Source organism: Massilia sp. METH4 (assembly GCF_037094685.1).
GTDB lineage: Bacteria > Pseudomonadota > Gammaproteobacteria > Burkholderiales > Burkholderiaceae_D > Rugamonas.
Genome location: NZ_CP146614.1, coordinates 5,188,602 through 5,211,964, shown reverse-complemented (window position 1 = coordinate 5,211,964; position 23,363 = coordinate 5,188,602). Strand labels below are relative to the sequence as shown.

Sequence of the window (23,363 nt, the reverse complement as noted above, 5' to 3'; positions counted from 1 at the left end):
ACCATGGCCGCCATCGTCCACCCCGACCATGCCGCCGACCGCGCGGACGTGCTGGCCAGCCATGGGCTGGACGGCATGCAACTGGTGCTGGTGGCGCTGCCGCCGGGGCCGAACCCGCCGCATGCCGACCTGGAGCTGCGGTTCTACAACGGCGTGCATGTCGCCGCGATCCTGGCCGACATCGGCGGCGATCCGGCGCGGGCGCGGCAGGTGTTCCGCATCCGTGGCGGCAGCCGCATCGTGGCCGGCAGCGCCCAGGGCCAGGTGCAAGTGACCGCCGTGGCCGCGCTCGACGCCACGCGGCTGGCGCTGCGCGTGGCCCCCGTGGGCGACTATTCGACCTACACGCTGGAACTGGTGTGGGATGCCAGCCGCATCGATCCCTTCTTCAGCACGATAGGATTCCGCTTCCGGCCTGGCTGCTTCACCAACGATTGCGCCCCCGGCCCGACGGGCCGCCCGCAGGTGCCGAGCCCCGCGATCGATTACCTCGCCAAGGACTACGATTCCTTCCGCCACACGCTGATGGTCGCGATGGCCGCGCGCGTGCCCGGCTGGGGCAGCACGAGCGAGGCGGACCACGACCAGGTCCTGATCGACCTGTTCGCCGCCGCGGCCGACGAGCTGTCCGATTTCCAGGACCGCGTGATGAACGAGGCCTACCTCGGCACGGCGCGCAAGCGCGTGTCGCTGGCCCGGCATGCGCGGCTGATGGATTACCACCTGCACGAAGGGAACCAGGCCAGTACCTGGCTGGCGCTCGACATCGCCGCCGGCCAGGCGCCGTTTACGCTGGCCGGCCAGGAAGTGGTGGCCTGGACCGGCGGCACGGCGGCCCACGAGGGCAGCGTGTTCTTCGCCACGCGCCAGCGCCGCCTGGCCGCCGGAGAGCGCCGGCGCCTCGACCCGCTGCTGAACCGGCTGCGCCTGCACACCTGGCGCGACGCCCGGCCGGCGCTGGCCGCCGGCAGCACGAGCGCCGACATCGTGCCGCTGGCCGGCCTGGCCGCGCAGGCCGACGCCGATGCGCTGCGCGACCTGGTACGGAACGGCCTGTGGCGCGAAATGCTGGTGGCCGAGGTGCTCAACCCCTGGACCGGCCGGATTCCCGGCCATCGGCGCGATCATCGCCAGTTGCTGCGCCTGATGCCCGGCGTCGACGTGGCGCGCGGCGCCGCGGAATCGGTGTTCGACCCGGTCACCAGCACATGGCTGGTACGGGTGCACTGGCGGCCCGAGGATGCGCTGCGCTTCGACTACAGCTTCACCACGTTCTGCCCCGGCCCGCCGCCGGCCACCGTCGCCGACGTGTCGCTGTTCTACGGGAACCTCGTCATGGCGTACGAAGGCCGGCGCATGGAAGCGCACTTTCACGAAGCCGGTACGGTACTGCCCACCGACGGCGACACGGTGCGGCACCGCCATTACGCCCGCATGGACCGCTTCGGCACCGGCCTGGACTGGACGCTGGCCGCCCTGCCCGACACCGAACCCCTCGCTTACCTGGCGCCGCCACCCGCGCAGGTACCCGATCGCGCGCCGGACGGCGAAGTCCCCGCCCGCTCCACGCTATGGGTCGAGGTGGAAACGCCGGACGGCGTGCGCGACCCGTGGGACGAGGTGGAAAGCCTCGTGCACAGCGACGACTCGGCCGAGAACGGCGATCACTACATGGTGGAGACCGACGAAGCGCGGCGCAGCGTGCTGCGCTTCGGGAACGGCAGCAACGGCCGCGCCCTGCCGGCCGGTGCGGTCATACACGCCGAATACCAGGCCGGCGGGGGCCACGCCGGCAATATCGGCGCCGACCAGCTGGTGCACGTGGGCGCGCTCACCGGGCCCTTGACCGGCGCCGTGGAAGCGGCCACCAATCCATTCGACGTGACAGACGGCCGCGATCCCGAGCCGTTCGAGCGCATCCGCCGCAACGCGCCCGAAGCGTTCCGGGCGCGCCAGCTGCGCGCCGTGACGCTGGCCGACTATGTGCGCCGTGCCGAGGAAGCGACCGGCGTGGCCCGCGCGGTGGCGCGCTACGCGTGGACCGGCAGCTGGCGCACCGTGCGCATCGCCATCGACCCGGCCGGCTTCACGGTGGCGGGCGATGCCCTGTCCGGCGCGCTGTGGGAAGAGCTGTACCCGCGCGTCGCCAGCCACCTGGAGGCGGTGCGGCTGATCGGCGAAGACCTGGAACTGCGCCCACCCCGCTATGTCGCGCTGGACATCGTGATCGCACTGTGGGTGGATGACGCCTACTGGCGCGAAGACCTGCGGCTCGTGCTGGAACAGGAATTCTCCGACGGCTGGGCGACCGATGGGCGGCGCGGCTTCTTCCACCCCGACGAATGGACGTTCGGCCAGGCCCTGCACCGCAGCGCCATCGCCGGGCGCATCGACCGCATCGCCGGCATCCGCCACATCAAGGGCATCGCCATGAAACGCTTTGCCGCGCCCGCTTTGTCCAACTCGGCGCCGCCCAACATCGAACTGCTCGAGATGGCATTCGATGAAGTCGTTCTGCTGGCGAACGATCCGGACCACCTGGAGCGCGGCCGCCTGCGCTTCGAACTCGATGGCGGGAGGGCATGATGGCCTGCGATCCTCTGATCACCGATCCCGCGGCCTTCCCGCTGCGGCCCGCATATCGGTCCGAAAATCGGCCCGGCCTGCCGCGCATCGCCTACCGGATCGGCCGCTACGGCGACTTCGTGGCGGCAATGACGCGCGCCATCGACAGTGCGCCGGAACTGGCCGGCTGGACCCATCGCGGCGCCGACGATCCCGGCATCGCCCTGCTGGAAGGCGCCGCCATCCTGGGCGACATCCTCACCTTCTACCAGGAGCACTATGCCAACGAGGCCTACCTGCGTACGGCGGCGTGGCGCGACAGCGTGGCCGAACTGGTACGGCTGACCGGCTACCGGCTCGCGCCCGCAATCGGCGGACGCGCCACGCTGGCCTTCGAGGCGCGCGGCGACAAGCCGGTGACGATCCCACGGGGCTTCGCCGTCAAGGCCGACCTGGAGGAGCGCCCGCAGCCGGCGGAGTTCCAGACCGACGCCGAACTCGACGCCTGGCCGCACCTCGGCCGCTTCCACCTGTACCGCCCGCGCCGCTACCCGTTGCTGCTGGAGGCGGGCACGCCCGCGTTCGATGTCGTCGCCGTGGGCGGCGCCGCCAACTCGGCCGCGCTGGCCGCCTTCGATGTGAAGGCCGGCGACCGCCTGATGCTGCTGCCGCCGGAGCCGCCATGGACCACCACGGGCGGCACCGTCACCGCCCAGCCGGCGCCACAGATGGTCAAGGTGAAGGCCGTGACGCGGCCGCTGGGCCGCCTGCGCATCGAACTCGACGCACCGGTGCTGCGCAACTGGATCGGCGCCGTCGCGGCGCGCCGCATCGGCCGCACCTTGCGCCACCTGGGCCACAATGCGCCACCCAAGACGATGGAGAGCACGCTGAACGGCACCACCGTCACCGGCACGACGGAACGCAACACGTCCTTCGTGCGCCACCTCGGCTGGGAATGCAACCACACGGATGCATCGATCGGCCTTGCCCCCACGGTGCTGCCGCTGGACGTCGAGATGCCGGACCTGGTTCCGGGCACGGAAGTGGTGCTGCAGACAAAGGTCAGCCGTGACGGCGCCGCGGCCCTGCCCGCGACCGTGCTGCGCACCATCACCGGCACCGAAGCGCGCACGGTCGGCTTCGGCAATCTCACCGCGCCCGCCACCCTCCTGTCGCTCGACCTGCCCCTGGTCGTCGATACCAGCCCGGTCGAGTTCAAGAGCGACGTGCGGGATTACCGGCTGCACGAGGTCACCAGCCCGGCCCTGGCCCTGCGCGCCGTGCCCACGGCGCGCAGCGGCCCGTTCACGCCGCTGGCGGACCGGCTGTGCTTCCACGGCACCGCCGCCCAGGCCCGGCTGCTGGCCGGCCGCCGCCTGTACCTGGCGCACGAGGACGGGCGCGAGGCGGAACTGGTGTGCACCAGCGCGCCGGAGGATTTCGCGGCGTCCCCAGGCGATCCGCCGGCCATGTGGCCGCTGCGCTTCGACCGCCTGCCGGCGCCGTTCCGCCACGCCGATTTCGACGAAGCCGCCCCCACCGTCACGGTGCTCGGCAACCTCGTCGACGCATCGCAGGGCAAGGCCGAGCGCGAGGCCGTGCTGGGCAACGGCGACAGCCGGCAGAGCTGGCAGACCTTCGCGCTGCCGAAGTCGCCCCTCACGTATCTCCTCGATCCCGCCGGCACGCCGCCGCACGCGCCGGAACTCTCGATCTGGGTGAACGGCCGGCTGTGGACGCGCGTCGATGCATTCTTCGGCCGCGGGCCCACGGAAACCGTGTACATCGTCCGCGAAGATGCCGAAGGGCGCAGCTTAGTGCAATTCGGCGACGGTATCACGGGTGCGCGGCTGCCTTCGGGCCTCGACAACGTGGCGGCGCAGTACCGCAGCGGCGCCGGTGCGCGCGGCCCGGTGAAGCCCGGCACCACGCCGACCGCCAGCGAACGCCCGCCCGGCTTCGACAAGGTAACGCTGGCCGGCATCGTGTCCGGCGGCGCCGACGCCGAGGATGGCGAAAAGGCCCGGCTGGCGGCGCCCGGCAAGGTGCAGAGCCTGGGGCGGCTCGTCAGCATCCGCGACTACGAGACCGAAACGCTGGGCGTGCCCGGCGTGGTCACCGCCGCGGCCGCGTGGGACCTGTTCGCCGGCGTGCCGGCGCTGATCCTGCGCGTGCTGCTGGAGGCGGGCCGCGAGGCCGAGTTCGCCGACGTGCGGGCGATCCTGGCCCATGCGCAGCGCTGCCGCGGGCCGGACCGCTTCCCGCTCGTCGTCCAGCAGGCGCTGCTGCGCTATGCGTTCGCCGATATCGCCTATGCCCTCGACCCCACGTACCGGCAGGAAGATGTCGAGGCCGGCCTGCGCGCCGCGCTCGGCCTCGCGGACGCGCATTCCGAACCTGCCGCCGAGCGCACCGGGCTGTTCGGCTTGCGTGCCCGACGGCTGGGCGAACGCGAATACGCCAGCCGCATCGAAGGGCGGCTGCAGAACGTGCCCGGCATCCTGTGGTGCAAGGTGACCGCGCTGGGCCTGCTATCGGCCGGCATCACGAAGCCGGACGAGGTGCCGCTGCTGCCGGCGCCGCGCCCCATGGCGCAGGCGGTGCCGTGCAGCCCGCACGAATTGCTGCAACTGGCGGCAGCGCACCTGGTGCTGAGCAGTGTCGCCGAACCCGCCGCGGGAGAATGCGCATGAACCTGCCCGCCGTCCCCCTGTTCGACCGGCTGCCCGAGATCTACCGCACGCGGGACGCCGAGCAGCAGCCCGCAAACCAGCTGCGCGCCTATCTCGCCGCCGTCGAGGGCCCGTATGGCGCGCTGCATGCGCACATCGCCCAGCTTTATGAAGACCTGTTCATCGACACGTGCGACGACTGGGTGATTCCCTACCTGGCGGACCTGCTGGGCACCACGCACCTGCAGGGCGAGCCGCGCACATTGCGCGCCGACGTGGCCGACACGATCGCGCTGCGCCGCCGCAAGGGCACGCTGGGCGCCATCGAACGGCTGGCCGTCAATCTCACGGGCTGGGCGTGCCGCTGCGTGGAACTGCGCGAAAACCTGGGCTGGACCCAGCACCTGAACCACCAGCGCCCCGACGCCGGGGGCAGTCCGCCGTACGGCGACCCACGGCTCACGCGCTTCAACGTGCCGCGCGGCGGCACCGCGCCGCTGCGCGATCCGGCCGCGCTGTCCCTGCTCGGCACGCAGTTCGACACCTTCGCCCACACGGCGGACGTGAAGCCGGCCCTCGATGGCGTGCGCCACGTCAACCTGCCGAACCTGGCGATCTTCCTGTGGCGGCTGGCGGCCTACCGGCTCCCGCGCATCCTGCCGCTGGCGCGCGGCAGCATCGACCTGGGGGCCCAGCCGCCGGGCCTGGCCCGCTTCGCGCTGCGCTTCGACCTGCACCCGCTGGACTTGCCCGTGGCCCTGTTCAACACGAGCCGGCCGGGCTTCCTGCGCCCCGGCACCTCGGGCGGGGTGGTGTCGCCGCTCACCGAGCCCGATGCCGTGCCAGGTCCCGTGCTCGCGCCGCGGCTGGACAGCGACACGCCGGCCGGCCATCCGGAAGCGTATGTCGCCGTCGACTTCTACGACGCCGCGGCCACGCCGCCCACGGGCTTCGACCTGGGCGATGCCGGCCTGCACCTGTTCATGCCCGAGACGCTCGCGCCCCTGCTGGTACCCGCGCCGCCGGCCACCGACTGGCGCTGGCTGTTCCGCGGCGCCAACCTGTGCGCCTGGGAGACCGGCTTGCGGCGCCCGCTGCGCAGCGGCGAGATCGTCATCGATCCCCGGATCGGCCGCGTGCTGGTCGGCCTGGATGCGCCGGCGCAGGCGGCGGAACTGATCGGCGCGGACGGCACCTCGCGCATGTTCGCCAGTCTCACGTACGGTGCGGCCGGGCCGGTGGGCGCCCATCCGGTGGCGCGCGGCACCGCGGCCGTGCCGGTGGGCACGGAGCTGCGCATCGTCGGCGCCGTCGCCGGCGGCATCGCGTTGCAGGATGCGCTGAGCGGTCTCGATACGGTCGCGACGCCCGTCATCATCGAGATCGCGGACAGCCTGGTGCACGATGTGGACCTGGCCCTGGTGCCCGGCACGTCGGTCGACGGCACGCTGTCGCTGCGCCTCGCGCAACCTTTGACCCTGCGCGCCGCCGGCGGCCAGCGGCCGATCGTGCGGCTGGCGCAGCCGCTGTCGCTGCGGCCTGTGGTGGTGGCGGACGCCACGCCGGAACAGCCGGCGGTGCGCCTGGACGGACTGTATATCGACGCGGCAGCCGGCTTCCCGGCCGGTACCGCGCTGATCGACCGGGCCGCCGTGGCGCGGCTGGAAATCGTCAGCTGCACGCTGGCGCCGGGCGGGCACAGCCTGCGCGACGGCACGCGCGCCCCGCTGCGTCCGGCGCTGCGCCTGGCCGATGGCTATGGGTTCACGAATCCGGCCGACATCGACGCCTTCGTGCCCACGCCCGACATCATCGTTGCGCGCTCGATCACCGGCAGCATCGGCATCGACGAACGCTACCGGCTCGACATCGCCGACAGCATCGTCGACGCCGGCCTCGGCCTGCGCGATGCGCCAACAGGCGTGTTCGCGATCGGCGCCGCCACCAGCCCCGCCACAAATTGGGGGGCGAGGCTGGACTTTGCCGGCCTCACCTGCTTCGGCCCCGTGCGCGTGGCCGCCACCGGGGGCCTCGGCGGGATCTTCACCCAGCGTTTCGAGGTGCTGGACAACCAGCACGGCTGCATCCGCTGGAGCGCATTCGCGGGAAATATCGGGGCCGACGCCGACCGGCTGCCCCCGAACCATTTCTGCGTGCACGGCGCGCGCATCGTCTTCACGTCCGAACGCTTCAACGATCCGGGTTACGGCCAGCTGGCGCGCGCCACCGACCGCCGGGTACGCGAGGAAGGGCCGGGGGACGACGCGATGGGCGCCTTCGGCTTCGCGCTCGAGGCGCACAAGTGGGCCAACCTGGGCTTCCGCCTGCGCGAATTCATGCCGGTCGGTGTGCGGCCGCTGATTCTGCCGGTGACATGACCATTGACATGAGCTTGCCCAGACAAGCCAGGAGACCTGAACGGGGGATGCTATGCAAGGCGATTTCTCGGTATTGAACTTCGATCCCCACGAGCATGCGCGTGGCGTGGCGGCGCCGGCCGACGGCGTGCTGCGCAACGTCAGCGGCGTGCTGCACCAGCAGGGCCGCGTGACGACCGACGCGGACATGACGGAAGGGGAATTGCTCGAGCTAAGCTGGAATGGCCAGGCCGGGCGCGACATCATCGGCGCCGGCATCTGCGCCGTGCCGGCCGCGGAACCGAATGGCTTCCGGGTCGCGTCGGCGCTGGTCAGCGGCACCGACGTGCTGGTGGAACTGCACCCCGGCCGCGCCTGGGCGGACGGCATCCTGACCCGGCTGCCGGGCGAGCTGCCCGATCCGGCCGCCACGGTGACGCGGGTAGCCACGTACTTCGGCCCGCCGCTCACGACGCCGCAACCCACCCCGGATACGGTCGACGACGGCGTGCGCGATGCCGTGATCCTGGAAGTGTCGGAACAAGCGCTGCACGGCTTCCAGTACCCGCAGCGCCTCGTCGAGCCCGCACTGGGCGGGCCCGACACGTCGGAACGGGCCTATGTCAATTACCGCATCCGCCTGTTGCGGCTGGGCGAGAACGACGATTGCGTGTCGATCCGCGACCGGCTGCGCGACGATCCGGCCGCGAAGGGGCGGCTGACGGTGTCGCTGGCCCCCGTGGTCGCCATCCCCGGCGACTGCCCGGTGGCCGGCGGCGGCGGCTACACGGGCTTCGAGCATTACCTGTACCGCATCGAAGTGGCGGACGTGCCGCCGGCCGCGCCCGCGCGCTTCAAGTGGAGCCAGTGGAACGGCGGCCTGGTCGGCCGCGGCCGCTTCGACGCCTCCACCGCCCCCGACCGCGTGATCATCGATGCCGGCCGCGCGCCCATCGTGCATTCGGGGCTGACGGAGTTTTACCTGGAGGCGCTGCAATACGATGCGCTGGCCGGCGCCTGGACCGTGGTGTACGCCACCATGGCCACGTTGAATACCGACCATGACCTGGAACTGGCGGCGCCGGCCAGCTTCGGCACGCTGCCCGCCACCACCGATCCGGTGTTCTTCCGCCTGTGGAACGGCATCGCCGACATCGCCGATTTCACCAATGTCGCCAACCCGGTCGAGCTGCGCGACGGCATCCGTCTCGCCTTTGACGCGCCGGCAGCCGGCAACTACCGCCCCGGCGATTACTGGACCTTCACCGTGCGGGCCGGCGACATCGCCAACGAGCAGGTGCTCGTCGACGATGCGCCGCCAATCGGCATCGTCTACCACCGCGTGCCGCTGGCCGAGATCAACTGGACCGGCCGGCAGGACACCACGGTTTCCGGTTCGATCGAGGATTGCCGTGTGCCGTTCGGCCCGCTGACGGCGCGCCGCGGCTGCTGCACCTTCGTGATCGGCGACGGGGTGACCTCGTTCGGCCATTTCAACTCGCTGGAAGTGGCCGCGGCGCACCTGCCGGCCGCCGGCGGCGAACTGTGCCTGCTGCCCGGCCTGCACCGCGCCAACCTGCGCCTGGAGGGACGCCGCAACATCACGATCCACGGCTGCGCGCGGCGCACGCTGGTCCTTCCGCGCACGCAGACGCGCTTCGATCCGATCTTCCACTTCGTCGACTGCATCGGCATCCGCGTGCACACGCTCGACCTGCTGACCTACGACGGCATCGCCGTGCTGGCCGACGGCAGCGAGAATGGGCTGTGCCGCGATATCCGCATCGATGCCACCCGCATGATCGCGCGCATCCACTGCATCCGCGCCAACGCGGCCGCCGGCCTGCACATCGCCCATAACCGCCTGCACGTGCTGGATACGGCGGCGGGCCTGCCGGCCATCTCGCTGGCGGCGGACGACAGCCTGGTGGAGCGCAACACGCTCGTGCTGCTGCCCTTCGTCGACCGCACGCCGGAGCCGGAAGAGCCGGACGACGATCCGACCCGCGACCCGGCCGATCCGTGTGCGCGGCCGGAAGTACTGTACCGCTTTCCGCACCTCGTCCTGGCCTATGCCAACATGGCATGGACCCATGTGCTTGCGCTGCTGGTGCCGCTGCAGCCCTACCGCGCGATCGGCGGCATCCACCTGCGCGCCGGCTGCGAGCGGGTGCGGCTGCTGGAAAACGAGATCGTGGGCGGCGCCGGCAACGGCGTCACCCTGGGCGGCGACCTCGATCCGCCGCCGCCGACACCTCCCGATGAACCGCCGCCGGAGGACGTGCCGCAAGTGTCGGTGGACATCGACGACAACGCCACCTTCCGCGCCGTGGTGCGCGACGAGTCGGGCGCGCCGCGGGCCGATATCGCCGTCTACCTGCAAGGCCCGAACGGCACGCTGGCCTCGGAAACGGGCGACGATCAGGGCCGCGTGATCGTGAAGACCGCGCCGGGCCTGAACCTGCTCAGCGCGGACCCGGCCTGGCGCATCGTGCGGCTGGGGCGGATCAATGAACGCGTGTATGAAGTCGTCATCGCGCGCCGTGCGCAGCGGCGGCCCGAGCCTGGCTTCCTGCACGAAATCACCATCGAGGCCAACCGGGTCTCGATGATGGGCCTGTCCGGCATCGGGTTCGGGCTGCGCGCCGGCGCCGTGCTCGCCGGCCCGAACGTCGCCGCACCGGGAGACAATGCGAAGGACAACCTGCTTGCCGCCATCGATACGGCGCTGTGCAACCTGGCGCTGACGCCGCTGCTGCGGGCCACCCACCCGGTACGCGACCTGGTGATCCTGAACAATCGCCTGCTGTACAACCTGCGCAACCCGTTCACGGAAGCGATGCTGGCGCAGGCGCAGGTGATCGGGCGCGGCGGCGTGTCGCTGGCCGTCGTCGATGCCTTGATCGTGCGGGGCAACCACATCAACGAGAACGGGCCCACCGCGGCCGACCCGGTATGCGGGGTATTCGTCGGCTGGGGCAACGACGTGGAGATCGTCGACAATACGCTGGCCGGTAACGGCACCGTCACGGCCGGCTACGAGGACAACCGGCGCGCCGGCCTGCGCGGCGGCCTGTACATCCGCTTCGCCGGCGCGCTCAGCGAGCGGCTGTCGCAGTCGACCGGCCGCACCCCGGCGCTGCGCGTGCACGACAACCGGGTCGACCAGCCGGCCGGCCGCGCGCTCACCGCCTTCGCCTTCGGCCCCGTGTCGGTGGCGAACAACCACTTCAGCAGTGCCCACACGGGCCGCTTCGGCTTCCTCGATGCGGCCTTCGGCGGCGTGCTGCTGCTCAATTTCGGCGGGATCCACCGGCTGGTGGCGCGCATGACCGATAACGCGAACAACGCCGGCGCGGTGGCCGAGGCGGGCCTGCCGGGCGGCGAAACGCTGTTCGACGACAATTTCGCCCGGCTGGACGCCGTGAACCGTTCGCTGATCGCCTGTGCCGTGCTCGTGATGGACGACCTGGGCTACGCCGGCAATACCAGCTCGGTGTTCCGCGGCGATCCCTTCTTCTGCAACACGGTGCTGATCGGCGACACGGTGCGCGCCACCGGCGGCCGCTTGCGCGAGGGTGCCACGCGCACGCTATCGATGCTGACCCTGGCCCTGCGCGCCAATCTCACGCTGCTCAACCAGGCCGACCATTGCATCTTCGCCTTCCCGGCCGCGAGCGGGCCGCACGTGCCGCGTACGGTCGACGAACCGAACCACGTTCTCGATTCCACCTTCTGCCGCGATGCGGCGGGCACGCCGGCGCCGGTCGGCACCTTCGCCGCGCCGGCCCTGTCGGCCTATGCCGCGGAGCTCGGGGGCACGTTCGAACCCGATGCGTTCAACGCGACCGAACTGGCCCCGCTGGCGCGCCGCTACATGGGCACCGCCGTGAAGCACGTCGCCACCACGCAGGTGGCGCTGACCCGGGCCTTGCAGGCGGAGGCCGTGCACCTCGCCGCCAAGCATGGGGCGGAGCATCCGCGCGCCGCGGCCGTTGCCGCCCAGGCGCGCTCGGCGGTGCAAACACGCCGCCTGCTGTCGATCGCCGCCGAGGCGGTCGAATTTGCGCCGCCGGAGGTGCCGGAGCGCGGCGCCGCCGTCAGCGGCCGGCTCGTCGACGGCAAGGGCCAGGGCGTGGCCAACCATGCAATCGAACTGGTGACGGAGCGCGGGGCCGCTGGCGCGCCGCTCGGCCGCAGCGACGCCAACGGCCACTTCAAGGCCGCCTTCGATGCGCAGGAAACCGCCCGCTTGATGAAGCTGGGCAAACTGCTGCCGCGCGTGCTGGACCCGGCCGGCAAGGAAGTGCTGCTGAGCCAGGAGGCGATCGCCGTCGACCACGGCGCGAGCGTCGTCGTCACGCTGGTACTGCCGTGGCAGCAAGGCGGCGACCCGTGCACGGCGCGCACGCCGCTCGACCGGCTGGACCTGGATGCGACAATGCGCCAGCAGCTGATCAAGGGCGGCATCGAGGATGTGGAAGACATCGTGGCCATCGACCCGCAGGTGCTGGCCGAACTGCTGGGCAGTGAGGATGCGGCCAGGCAGTTGATCGCGCTGGCGCGCCGGGTGCTGGGCTGACGGAGGTTCACGTGGAGCACGCCGCCGCCAAGGCTCCCGCCAAGCCGCGCACCGCCGCCACCATGGCGGCGCGGCCAGGCCAGCCGGCCGCACAGTCATTGCATCAACCGCGCGAGGCCGCCCGGCCACCGCCGGCCCACTGCGCCTGCGGCGGGACCTGCCCGCGCTGCCGCGCGAAGTCGCGCCTTGGCGTCGGTCCGGCGGGCGACTCGTTCGAGCGGGAGGCGGACGCCGTGGCCGACCGCGTGATGCGCATGCCGGCCGGCGCCCGGGCGCCCACCGTCGCGGCCGGCGGCGCCGGGGTACAACGCAAATGTTCGGCATGCGAGAGCGAAGACGAAAAGCTGGTCGTGCGCGCCAAGGCCGCGCCCGGCGGCGCCGCGCCGGCCGTGGTGGACAGTGTGCTCGGCGGACCCGGTCAGGCGCTGGACGGTGCGACCCGGCGCTTCTTCGACAGCCGCTTCGGCTACGATTTTTCCGCCGTGCGGGTGCACACCGGCGGCGCGGCCGCGCAGTCCGCCCGCGCCATCAATGCGCTGGCCTACACGGCCGGGCACGATATCGTGTTCGGCGCCGGCCAGTACGCGCCCGACACGGACGCCGGCCGCCACTTGCTGGCGCACGAGCTGACCCACGTCATCCAGCAATCCGGCGGGGCCGTGCCGGGCGCGCGGCTGCAACGCCAGGAGGGCGCCACCGATGACGAAGAGCCCGAGATCGACTTCGGCGAAGTGGAGCCTTCCACCGGCGTCGGCCGCCCGCCGCCCGAGTTCGGAGAGCGGCCGGCGGAACCGGGCTGCCCGGCCGTGCCCACCAACCTGGGCGACCTGCGCCCCGATCCCCCCTGCCCGACCGAGGCGGTCGGCTCGATCGTCGGCTCGCGCTTCCAGTTCTGCATGGATTCGGACGCGTTCATCGACCAGCGGCAGGTCGACCTGCTGCGCGATTTCGCGCGGCGCCAGCGCGCCGACTCGCTGTTCAAGGTGCACGGTTTCGCCAGCACCGACGGCGCCGCGGCCTACAACCTGCGCCTTTCCTGCCACCGCGCCAAGCGCGCCGCGCGCGAGCTGCAGAACGCCGGCGTGCCCTCGCAGCAGATCCGCATCGCGGCAATGGGCGAAACCTCCAGTTTCGGCGCCACGCAGGCGGAAAACCGCATCGTCATCGTCGGCGCGGACGCGCCGGCCGGCCAGGTGACGCCGGACGCCACCCGCCGCGCCACCACGCTGCGCGAGGCGGCCGACCTGGCGATCGGGCGCATCATCGCGCGCGACTACCGGCTGGCGGCGGACGCCTATGTGTCGCGCTGGACCTGCGGCACCATCCCCAGCGTGGCCGAGATGGTGCGCCGGACCACGGTGCTGGTGGAGGGCGAGAACGGCAACGCGACGATCCCGAGGCCGCCGGCGAATCCGCTCGACAATCCGCGCCTGGGTCATCCGAACGTGACCGGCCTGCGCGAGATCGTGCTGGCCCGCGAAACGTTCAGCGAGGCGGACAACCCGGTGCTGTGCGCCGCCGCGCGCATCATCGACATGGCCTTCCACCACTTCCTGGCACCGCGCCTGAACACCGGGCCGAACGACGCGGCCGTGCACCCGGCTGCCATCTTCCTGGTGGAGCTGGCCGGTTTCCCGCCCTGCATGACGCCGGCGGGCACCGATCCGGCCACGGGGCTGGTCCTGGTGCCGGCACAACGGTGGTGGCGCGCGCCCACGGCCGACCCGCTGGCCAGCACGCCGCCACCCTGCCCCAGCCGCCAGCTGCCGGGCGCGATCGACCCGCAGCAGCAGGGCCCCGCTCCGCCCACGCCGCTCACGTTCAGCAGCGTGGCCTTCGACGCGACCGGGAGTTCCACCGTGGTGACGCCACGCATCTCCGAACCGGGTAACGCGGTGCGTATCGCCGCGCCGCGCGGGGCCTTCCGCTTCCGCGCCACCGTGCAAGCGGCCGGCGACGCTGCGCAGTTCCCGCGCTACGAAGTCGGCTTCCTGCAGACGATCGTGGCCGACCAGCGGGTGGCCAGCTACGTCAGCGGCCATGCGATCAACGAAGCCGTGCCGGTGCCGATGCGCGACGGGCCGCCGGCGCACCTCGACGGCCCGCCGTGGTTCATGCCGCCAGTCGTGCAGCGGCTCGACGCCACCGGCAGGGCGACCGCGGAACTCTCCGATTCGCCTTCGGCGGCCATGCCGCTGGTGTTCACGGACCTGACGCGGCTGGACCCGTCCCAGCCGCTTTCCCGCACGGTGCAGGCCGGAAATGACCTGAACCGCGCGACGGTCAGGGTCACCTTCAATACGTGGGTGGCAGCGCGGCGCGACGACGCGCCGATGGACCGCTTCTCCACCCATTTCGTCGAAGGCCGCCAGACCACGTTCTCGATGGACCTGGAAATGTTCGGCCACAGTGGCGAAGCGAAGCAACGCAGCGTGATCGATCCCGCACCGCTGACCGACAGCACGCCGATGCAGGTGAATGGGCCGACGGCGGCGGACGTGAACCCCTTGGAGCGCATCACCCACATTTCGCCACCGACGCCGCGCGGCCAGGTGCAGGGCGCCGCCGATGCCGCCGAGATCCGCCGCCAGGTGCGCAGCGTGGCCGCCGAGCTGGTGCCGCTGCGCCAGGCGCTGCACCTGGACGGGCCGCTGATGGTCAGGGTGCGCTTCGACCCCACGTCCGGCCGCCTGATCCTCGACACACCGGAACGGCCGGCCACGACGGTAGAGGAAACCGGCCCGGATGACGAGCGCGAAGGCGTGGGGGAAAGTGGCCGCAAGCAGCTCGGCCGCGAGTTTACGCTGCGGCTGCGCAAGGACCTGGTGGCGGCACCGGGCGTGCCGGACCTGTCGCAGGGCTTTCCGACCGCGCTCGCGGCCCTGCCCTCGTTCGCGGCCAGGCGCCGGCGCGCCGCCGCGCAGGACCCGAATCCCTTCGCCGCCGAGCACGGCATCGGCCTCCTGGCGCAAATCCGCGAAGAGCAGGAGCTGGCGCGCTCGGACGAAGGGCTGCGCAACAATCCCAATGTCTACGATCCGTCGATGTTCCCGCGCGTGAATGTCCGCTTCGAGGAAGAACGCTACTGCTTCAACTTCGCGGTGTCCGGCGTGGATCTCGACGGGCCATGCAACGACCCCACCATGCGAACGGATGGTTGCGTGCGGCCGTTCACGGACGAAAAGTTCACGTTGCGTACCAATCCCCTCTTCGTGCCGCAGCAACTGGGCGGAGAGACCTTCAACTCGCCGGTGACCGTGAACGTGACGACGTTCCCGATGCGTTTCGTGCTGTTTACACCGCGCGAGAACCCGGGCGGCAGCACGTTCAATCATGAGATGCACCACATGATCGACTCCCGCAACATCCTGCAGGCGATGAAGGACCGCCTGGCACGCCGCATCCGCGCCCGCGTGATGGAGATCCGCCGGATGGCCGCCGACAATCCGGAATTGAAGGAAGGCCTGCTGACGATGGCCACGATCGAGGAAATCGTGCGGCAGGAGCACCAGCCCTTCCTCGACTTCTTCCAGCGCGAATTCCTCGCCCGCGGCAACGCCTTGCACGCGCGCGAGAACCGCGGGGCGCTACCGCCCTACCGCAGCGCGCTGCCGCCCGACTGGACGACCTTCCGCGAGCCGCCGTTTACCGGGGGCACGCGCGGCAGCCTGGACGACGGCTCCTGCTGACGGGAACGAGATCTGCTCAGCGCACGAACCAGCGATTCCTGGACAGCATGATCTCGTGATGGCCGTGCCCCGCCGGTATCATGGGGAAGCAGTTCTCCGCCTGTTCGACCACCACGTCGAGCAGGAACGCGCCCGGCGACGCGAGGCATTGCGCAACGGCGTCGTCGAGCTCCGCCGCATCGGTCACGCGCCGGGCATCCCAGCCGAACGCCCGTGCCAGCGCCACGAAATCGGGCATCGCTTCGGAATAACTGTGACTGTACCGTTTTTCATGGTGCAGTTCCTGCCATTGCCGCACCATGCCCATGCAGCCGTTATTGGACAGGACCAGCTTGACCGGGCAGCGATGCTGGATGGCCGTCGACAGCTCCTGGATGTTCATCATGACGGACGCGTCGCCCGACACGCAGACGACCAGCGCATCCGGATGGGCCACCTGGGCACCGATCGCCGCCGGCAGGCCGTAGCCCATCGTTCCCGCTCCGCCCGAGGTCAGCCAGCGCCGCGGACGGTCGAAGCGCATGTACTGGGCAGCCCACATCTGGTGCTGCCCGACGTCGGTGGAAACGATGCCGTCGTGCTTCGCCACGTGGCTGGCGAGGGTCGACATCAGTTGCTGGGGCAGGATGGCCGCCGCCGGTGCCGGAACATCGAGGCAGCGCTGCGCGCGCCAGCCGTCGATGCGCTGCCACCAGTCCATGGTCAGGGCGTGATCGGCGCTGTCCTCTTCAAGCACGTACGCCAGCGCGGCGAGCACGGTGCCGCAATCGCCGACCAGTCCGACATCGGTGCGCACGACCTTGCCGATGGACCGCGCATCGATATCGATGTGCACGATCCGCGCGCCGGGGCAGAAATGGGCGAGCTTGCCCGTCACCCGGTCGTCGAAGCGGGCGCCGACGCATACGACGAGGTCCGCTTCATGCATGGCCAGGTTGGCCTCCAGCGTGCCGTGCATGCCGAGCATGCCCAGCCAGCGAGGATCGCTGGCGGGAAAGGCGCCCAGCCCCATCAGGGTCAGGGTACAGGGCGCATTCTTCCACCGCACCAGCTTGCCGAAGGCGGCACAGGCTTCCTCGCCGGCGTTGATCAGGCCCCCTCCGCCATAGAACACGGGCCGGCGCGCCTGCCGTATCAGTTGCGCGGCCGATGCGAGCGCGGCCCGATGAGCACCGTCCCGCGGCGAATCCGGCGGCGGCTGCGGCGCGGGCAACGATCCATCGTGCGCGACGCGCTGCGCCTGGATATCCTTCGGCACATCCACCAGCACGGGTCCCGGCCTGCCACCAAGCGCCGTCGCCACCGCTTGGCGAATGGTCGGCACGATGGCTTGCCCTTCGCGGAGCTGCGCATTCCACTTCGTCACGGTACGGGAAATCCCGAGGGCATCGCATTCCTGGAAGGCATCCGTGCCGATGGCGCTCGTGGCCACTTGCCCGCTGATGCACAGCACCGGAATCGAGTCGCTCAATGCATCGAGCAAGCCGGAGACGGTGTTGGCCATGCCGGGCCCCGAGGTGACGAAGACGACGCCGAGCTTGCCGGTCGAGCGCGCGTAACCCTGCGCTGCGTGCACCGCGGCCTGTTCGTGCCGGACGAGGATATGGCGTATCCGCCCATCGAGGGCGAGCGCGTCGTAAAGCGGCAGTACCGCGCCGCCCGGATAGCCGAACACGGTGTCCACGCCGCAGTGGACCAGCGTATCGAGCAGCAGGCCCGCACCGGTCGGTGCGCCCGCTGCCACGCCGTTCCGCGCGGCGGAAAGTTCGTCGGGAGAAGGTTTCATGCCCTGAATTTTATCGACGCAGCCGGTGAAAGTGCTTCATAATTTCACGCGATAACAGTACAACTCATGAAAGATTTTCTCCCGGTATGGAAGAGCAAGGAAAAACGTTCGATGCGACCGATCTGCGCATCCTGGCAATCCTGCTGAAGGATTCGCGCACGCCGCTGCAGGAGATCAGCGCGGCCATCAAGCTCTCGACGACGTCGTGCTGGAACCGGATCAAGCGGATGACCGACAGCGGCGTGATCGAGGCTTATACGGTCAAGCTCGACCTGGCACGCCTGGGCTATCACGACACCGTGATCGTGCAGGTCACGCTCGACAGCCACAGCGACGAGACGCTGTATGAATTCGGCCGGGCGCTCGAATCGATGCCCGAGGTGCTGGAAGCCCTCTTGATTTCGGGCGATTACGATTATTTCCTGCGCATCGCCGTGAAGGACACGCGCGACTATGAACGCCTGCTGAGGGAGAGGCTCTACAAGATTCCGGGCATCCGGCACAGCAAGTCGAGCTTTGTGCTGCGCACGCTGAAGAAGGCCGAAACGCCGCTGACTTGACCGGGAGCGCCGGCCAGCCTGCCTAGCGCGCGCCGCGCGCGCGCACCAGCTTCAATAACTGCCGGCAGGCGGGCGACATGGCCCCATCGGCCGCCTTCAGCGCCACTTCGCGGCCATCGAGTTCGACCTTCATCCGGTAGGTACGGCCGTCACGCATCAGTGGTGGCGGCTGGGCAAAGCTGGTATCGGCGTCGGCCACCACCTCGCGGACCAGCTGTTCGCACGCGGCCGCTTCGTCCGGCGGCAGGGTCGCCGTATCCAGCACGACGGGCTTCGCCAGGCCGGGGGCGGCCACGAAGCCGCCTTCGGTCGCTACTTCGATGCGCATGCATCCTCCCTGCAAGACGAATTGGTTCCCGGCGCGCCAACGATCGCGGGCCGAAGCGCGTGTTCCAACCCCAGCTGTTACAGTGGGGTTGAATCGAAGCGCCGGCGACAGATTACTTGATCACCCCGACATCCTTCCACGCCTGAATGACCGCCTTGGCCTCGGCGCTGTCCACGCCGTACAGCTTCTCGGCATTCGAGCGCGTCAGCTTCGCGAAGGCCTGGAACGTCGACTTCGGCTTCAGGCGCGCATCGAGCAGGCTATCGTACCAAATCCTGCCGGCCTTCTCCCACGCGAAGCCGCCGATGGCGACGGCGGCCAGGTAGAACGCGCGGTTCGGAATGCCCGAATTGATGTGCACGCCGCCGTTGTCTTCCACCGTGCGCACGAAATCCTTCATGTGCCCCGGTTGCGGGTCCTTGCCCAGAACACTGTCATCGTAGGCCGTGCCCGGTTCCTTCATCGACCGGATCGCCTGGCGTTTCGGTCCCGGTTCGAGGAACAGTTGCGCACCGATCAGCCAGTCCGCTTCGTCGGCCTTCTGCTTCAGGCCATATTGCTTGACGAGCGATCCGAACACGTCGGAGATCGATTCGTTCAGCGCGCCGGATTGCCCTTCGTAGACCAGGCCCGCCTCGACTTCCGTCACGCCATGCGTCAGCTCGTGGCCGATGACATCGATCGACGCGGTGAAACGCGTGAACAGCTCGCCGTCGCCATCGCCGAACACCATCTGGCTACCGTTCCAGAATGCGTTGGCATAGTCTTCGTCGTAGTGCACCGTCGCGTCCAGCGGCAGGCCGGCGTCGTCGATCGAGTTGCGCTGGAACTGGTCGAAAAACAGCTCATACGTGGCGCCCAGGTAATCGTAGGCTTCGTCGACGCTGACGTCGCCCGTCGCGTCCGAACCTTCGGTACGCACCACGGTGCCCGGCAGCGACTGGTCGTTCTTCGCATCGTAGATCGTGCGCTTCAAGGCCGCGGCCGTGCCGGGCATGGCGCCGCGCATCGCTTTCGGCGCGCCGCTCGCCACCGCGGTGGCGCGGAACTGGCGGAACGAGACGTCGACCGACAGGGTGTCGACGGCGAACCGCCGCTGCGGATCATTGCCGTTCTTGGCGATCTGGCTCAGGATATAGGGCGGCAGGATGCAATGGATGGAATGGCGGTGCGGCTTCTTCGTACACATAAGAACTCCTGGCTTCATTAAGCAAAACTGGTGAAACAGACGTTCCCGGAGGGGAAAGGGAGCTGCGGTACTACGCCTTCTCTCCCTCCTCGCCGTCTTCTTCCTCGTCCTCTTCATCGGGTTCCCGGAACGCTTTCACCGCTTTCACGATCGCCCTGGCATTGCCCGACAGGATCGCTCCGCCGAGCGCGATGACGTTGGTGACGAGGCCGATCACATCACGTACCTTGTCCAGCTTGTCCAGCGTCTTGCGCGCCGCGTCCAGCGCGGCATGCAGGGCTTCGGCCTTCAGGCTCGCGTCCGTTACCACCAGTGCGATGGCCTGGCCGCGCAGCACATTGGCCAGCGCATCGAGCTTTTGCTCGCATTCGACCCGCACGAGGTGCTCTTCCTCGGGTGTCAGCGCATGGGTGACGCGGTATTCGAACAGTTTCGTGGAAATGCCCGTATAGCGGTTGGCCAGCTCCGCCAGCTCATCGGCCGTCAATTCCTTCAGGGTCGTGCTCATCCCGGTATCCTCCGCTTGTCGATCTGCTTGTCGAGCCCTCAGTGGCTTTTACCTCGTTGCCCTGCCTCGCTGCTCCACCCCGCGCGCCGTCCGGCCGGATCAGTCGCGCCGCTTGTCGAACTGGTCACGCAAGGCGTTGGTCGCCTCGCGGTGCCTTGCCAGCGATGCGATCAGCGCGTCGTTCTGCGTCGCCAGCTGTTTCGCCCGTTCCTGCTCGCGGACGAGGTTGACGGCGTACATGCGCACGGCCAGCGGCTCGGTCTTCTCGAAGCGCGGCAGGGAGTCCATGGCGATGCGGCTACGCTCCTGGTACGTCTTTAGCTGCTCTCCGGTGATTGACCGCGCGTACCACGCGAGGGCATCGGTGGTGGCGTTCACGGCCTCGCTCTGCTCGAGCAACTGCTTCATTTCGCTGCGCGCCACGCGCTCGGTCGCAAGCCGCGACACCAGCTTGCCCAGCGAGATCACGGCTTTCGCCTTATCCTCCGACACCACCGGTTCGCCGGAGCGGTCCTTCAGGCCCGTGACCGCCGCGCCCAGCCCTTTCAGCTCCGCCGAATAGCTGGGCAGCTTCTCGTCCGCCAGCGCGGCCAGCGTGGCCGAATAGCCGTCCAGCAGGGCGACCAGGTTGAGGATGTGGGTGTTGTTCTGCGCAAGCGGCGCACAGTTGGCCGCGGCGCTGGCCTGCACGTCGGCGATGCGGAAGGCCACGAAACCTTCGCTCACCTGCTCCTGCATCAGGAACTGGGATTGGCAGATCTGCACCGGCGTATCGGCGATCGCGGCAAACGATGCCCCCAGCTTCTTCGTATCATCGGCGTACGTGCGCACGGCGGAAAAATCGGCACAACCGGCGATCGCCAGTGCGATCGTGACCCCGGCGGCCAGCCGGGTCATAGTCAACAGCGAGGTGCGGCGCAAGGTCTTCACGTTCTGCTCTCCTCCATCGTTGCGGCGCAACGGCGGGGCCGGCACTGCGGCATCCCGTCGAATGGCCATCATTTGTCTATATGATAATACCATTTCGGGGTTGCGGGCTGAGCTGAATTTTTAGCGGCGGCGCAGCGCGGCCCAGTTCACTGCGGTGGCGGCGTCATCGACGCGACCAGCGCGTGATACCAGCGCTCCTTGCGCGTCTTGTGCAACTGGTACCAGGCGCGGATCGTCTCCGGCCGCCACACCTTCAGCATTTTCAGGACCTCGGCGGAAAACTCCAGCGGTGCCAGGCCGGTGGCCGTCAGCAGGTTGTCGCCGCGCACGGCCGGCTCGTTGCGGTACAGCTTTTCGCCGCGGTATGCCGGGCAGGTCTGCTTCAGGAAGCCGAGGTCGTTGCTGGTGTGCCGGCGCTCGTCCAGCGCCCCCACGCTGGCCAGGCCGTTGGTGGCGCCGCAGATCGCCGCCACGTTGTGGCCCGCATCCAGCGCATCGCGCGCGAAGTCCAGGATGGGCCGCAGCTCCGGCTGGTCCCACCGTTCGCCGCCGGGCAGGATCAGCACATCGCCGGCCTCCAGCACCAGATCCGCCAGCGCCAGGTCGGGCACATGCGTCACGCCGCCCATGCTCGTCGCCTCGGCCGTGCTCAGCCCCACCTTGCGGAAGCCGAAGTCCACCAGCGGGTTGGCGAAGAAGCGGCGGCTGTGCAGCTCCGCCGTCAGGTATCCGATCTCCCAATCGGCCAGCGTATCGACCACTACCAGGTAGGCATTCATGGATTCTCCTTGTCGGTTTGGCATGCCAGTATAGCTTCACGCCGCCAACGGCAATAGCGCATTGGCCCATAGCCGCGGGGCCCGCTCTTCCTTCGTGCGGCTCCAAAAGTTCCGGGAACATGGGGGCCCAGGGAAGCACCCGCGAACAGCGCAAAAAAAACGACCCTTGGAGAACTCTCCAAGGGTCGCAAGGTCCGACGCATTTTTGTGCCGGTCAGCGCGGCGGCACGTTTTCCAGCACGCCGATCGGCGCATTGACGAGTTTTCCGTCGACCTTCTTCACCTCGCGGATATACATGTTCTGCACGATGTCGCGCGTGGCCGGATCGATCGCGATCGGGCCGCGCGGGCTGTTCCACTTCATGCCCGCCAGGGTCTTGATGGCCGCCTCGCCGGTCACCTTGCCGTTCAGCCGGCGCACGGTCTCGGCGATCATGCCCATCGTGTCATAGGCAGCCACCGTCACGAACGTCGGTGCCGGGCGCTGCGGGTTAGCCGCCGCATACGCCTTCAGGAACGTCTTGTTGGCCGGGTTGTCCAGGGCGGTCGAGTAGTTCAGCACCGTCACGGCGCCCAGCGCGCGCTCGCCCAGCGCTTCCAGCGTCGGCGAGTCGCTCGTCATGTCGCCCACGCCGAGGAACCGGATGCCGGCCTTGTCCAGCCCCTTGTCCGTGAACGCCTTCAGGAGCGCGGTGCCGTCCTCGGCGCCGGGAGCGAAGAAGAACAGCGCGTCGGGCTTCTGGTCCTTGGCGCGCTGCACGAAGGGCGAGTAGTCGGGATTGGCCAGCGGCACGCGCGCCGAGCCCACCACCTTGCCGCCCGCTTCATTGAAGCCCTTGACGAACTTCGCCTCCGCGTCGGCGCCGGTACTGTAGTCGCTGACCAGCGTGTAAACGGTGCCGATGCGCTTGCCGCCCCCGCTCTTGCCGGTCCAGGTGCCGAACGGTTCCGTCATCTGGTGCATCGTCATCGACGTGCGCACCATGTAGGGCGACTTGTCCGTGATGCCGGTGGTGACGGCGTTCATCACGATCATCGGGGTCTTCGCACGCGTGGCCAGCGGCGCCACGGCCAGCGCGCTGGGCGTGAGCGAGAAGCCGATCAGGAAGTCCACTTTCTCGCGGGCGATCAGTTCCTGGGCCGCCCGCTTCGAATGGTCGGCATTCGAACCGCCGTCGTCGCGATAGATCACCTCGATCTTCCTGCCAGCCACGGTGTCGCCGTGTTGCTGGAAATAGGTGCGGATGCCATCCTCGAACGGCTTGCCGATATTGGCGAACGGGCCGGTCAACGCGGCGATCACGCCGACCTTGATCGGGTCCTGGGCGTGCGCCGCGGGGGCCAGCGCCGTTGCCAGCGCGGTGGCGATGACGATGGTGCGAATCTTCATGCGCGTGTTCATGGTGTCTCCTCCA

General features: G+C 69.6%; 13 protein-coding genes. 6 read left to right on the top strand and 7 right to left on the bottom strand.

Annotated elements, in window-relative coordinates:
• Positions 1–3 precede the first annotated feature (3 nt).
• The 5 genes from V6Z91_RS22815 (at position 4) to V6Z91_RS22795 (ending at position 15,868) form a co-directional block, all read left to right on the top strand.
• On the top strand, positions 4–2,586 hold the full coding sequence (locus tag V6Z91_RS22815; protein ID WP_338761588.1) for a baseplate J/gp47 family protein: 2,583 nt from the start codon (positions 4–6) through the stop codon (positions 2,584–2,586).
• Positions 2,583–5,261: a hypothetical protein gene (locus tag V6Z91_RS22810; RefSeq protein WP_338761585.1), complete on the top strand. Its 2,679-nt coding sequence runs from the start codon at positions 2,583–2,585 to the stop codon at positions 5,259–5,261. Before V6Z91_RS22815 ends, V6Z91_RS22810 begins: the two co-directional genes overlap by 4 nt.
• A complete protein-coding gene (locus V6Z91_RS22805; protein WP_338761582.1) occupies positions 5,258–7,618 on the top strand; it encodes a phage tail protein in 2,361 nt (786 codons plus the stop codon). Before V6Z91_RS22810 ends, V6Z91_RS22805 begins: the two co-directional genes overlap by 4 nt.
• Before the next feature lie 73 nt (positions 7,619–7,691).
• The gene (locus V6Z91_RS22800) at positions 7,692–12,179 is read left to right on the top strand and encodes a hypothetical protein (protein ID WP_338761579.1); all 4,488 of its coding nucleotides are present in this window, start codon (positions 7,692–7,694) and stop codon (positions 12,177–12,179) included.
• 11 nt (positions 12,180–12,190) lie between these two features.
• Positions 12,191–15,868: a DUF4157 domain-containing protein gene (locus V6Z91_RS22795; protein ID WP_338761576.1), complete on the top strand. Its 3,678-nt coding sequence runs from the start codon at positions 12,191–12,193 to the stop codon at positions 15,866–15,868.
• A gap of 16 nt (positions 15,869–15,884) precedes the next feature.
• On the opposite strand, the gene ilvB is transcribed toward V6Z91_RS22795, so the two are convergent.
• Positions 15,885–17,654: a biosynthetic-type acetolactate synthase large subunit gene (gene ilvB / locus V6Z91_RS22790; RefSeq protein WP_338761573.1), complete on the bottom strand. Its 1,770-nt coding sequence runs from the start codon at positions 17,652–17,654 to the stop codon at positions 15,885–15,887.
• Positions 17,655–17,740: 86 nt separating this feature from the next.
• Between ilvB and V6Z91_RS22785 the strand changes: the two genes are divergently transcribed.
• On the top strand, positions 17,741–18,214 hold the full coding sequence (locus V6Z91_RS22785; RefSeq protein ID WP_338761571.1) for an Lrp/AsnC family transcriptional regulator: 474 nt from the start codon (positions 17,741–17,743) through the stop codon (positions 18,212–18,214).
• A gap of 22 nt (positions 18,215–18,236) precedes the next feature.
• Here V6Z91_RS22785 and V6Z91_RS22780 read toward each other — a convergent pair whose 3' ends face one another.
• From V6Z91_RS22780 to V6Z91_RS22755, 6 genes are all read right to left on the bottom strand, one after another.
• A complete protein-coding gene (locus V6Z91_RS22780; protein ID WP_338761568.1) occupies positions 18,237–18,542 on the bottom strand; it encodes a protealysin inhibitor emfourin in 306 nt (101 codons plus the stop codon).
• Between the two features lie 112 nt (positions 18,543–18,654).
• On the bottom strand, positions 18,655–19,731 hold the full coding sequence (locus V6Z91_RS22775) for a M4 family metallopeptidase (RefSeq protein WP_338761565.1): 1,077 nt from the start codon (positions 19,729–19,731) through the stop codon (positions 18,655–18,657).
• A 70-nt stretch (positions 19,732–19,801) separates the two neighbouring features.
• Positions 19,802–20,239: a hypothetical protein gene (locus V6Z91_RS22770; RefSeq protein WP_338761562.1), complete on the bottom strand. Its 438-nt coding sequence runs from the start codon at positions 20,237–20,239 to the stop codon at positions 19,802–19,804.
• A gap of 99 nt (positions 20,240–20,338) precedes the next feature.
• Positions 20,339–21,169 (bottom strand): hypothetical protein, encoded by an 831-nt coding sequence (locus tag V6Z91_RS22765; RefSeq protein ID WP_338761559.1) that lies wholly within the window; start codon positions 21,167–21,169, stop codon positions 20,339–20,341.
• A gap of 146 nt (positions 21,170–21,315) precedes the next feature.
• Entirely contained in the window at positions 21,316–21,948 is a 633-nt protein-coding gene (locus V6Z91_RS22760; RefSeq protein WP_338761556.1) for a DJ-1/PfpI family protein, read from the bottom strand.
• A gap of 214 nt (positions 21,949–22,162) precedes the next feature.
• Positions 22,163–23,350 carry an ABC transporter substrate-binding protein gene (locus V6Z91_RS22755; RefSeq protein WP_338761553.1) on the bottom strand — a complete coding sequence of 396 codons (1,188 nt, stop codon included), beginning with the start codon at positions 23,348–23,350 and terminating at the stop codon, positions 22,163–22,165.
• Positions 23,351–23,363 lie beyond the last annotated feature (13 nt).

Excerpts from the sequence above, each read along its gene's own strand:
- V6Z91_RS22760 (WP_338761556.1), bottom strand. The coding sequence starts at position 21,948 with ATGAATGCCTACCTGGTAGTGGTCGATACGCTGGCCGATTGGGAGATC.
- V6Z91_RS22780 (WP_338761568.1), bottom strand. The coding sequence starts at position 18,542 with ATGCGCATCGAAGTAGCGACCGAAGGCGGCTTCGTGGCCGCCCCCGGC.
- V6Z91_RS22775 (WP_338761565.1), bottom strand. The coding sequence starts at position 19,731 with ATGTGTACGAAGAAGCCGCACCGCCATTCCATCCATTGCATCCTGCCG.
- V6Z91_RS22805 (WP_338761582.1), top strand. The coding sequence starts at position 5,258 with ATGAACCTGCCCGCCGTCCCCCTGTTCGACCGGCTGCCCGAGATCTAC.
- ilvB (WP_338761573.1), bottom strand. The coding sequence starts at position 17,654 with ATGAAACCTTCTCCCGACGAACTTTCCGCCGCGCGGAACGGCGTGGCA.
- V6Z91_RS22815 (WP_338761588.1), top strand. The coding sequence starts at position 4 with ATGGCCGCCATCGTCCACCCCGACCATGCCGCCGACCGCGCGGACGTG.
- V6Z91_RS22770 (WP_338761562.1), bottom strand. The coding sequence starts at position 20,239 with ATGAGCACGACCCTGAAGGAATTGACGGCCGATGAGCTGGCGGAGCTG.
- V6Z91_RS22810 (WP_338761585.1), top strand. The coding sequence starts at position 2,583 with ATGATGGCCTGCGATCCTCTGATCACCGATCCCGCGGCCTTCCCGCTG.
- V6Z91_RS22755 (WP_338761553.1), bottom strand. The coding sequence starts at position 23,350 with ATGAACACGCGCATGAAGATTCGCACCATCGTCATCGCCACCGCGCTG.
- V6Z91_RS22785 (WP_338761571.1), top strand. The coding sequence starts at position 17,741 with ATGGAAGAGCAAGGAAAAACGTTCGATGCGACCGATCTGCGCATCCTG.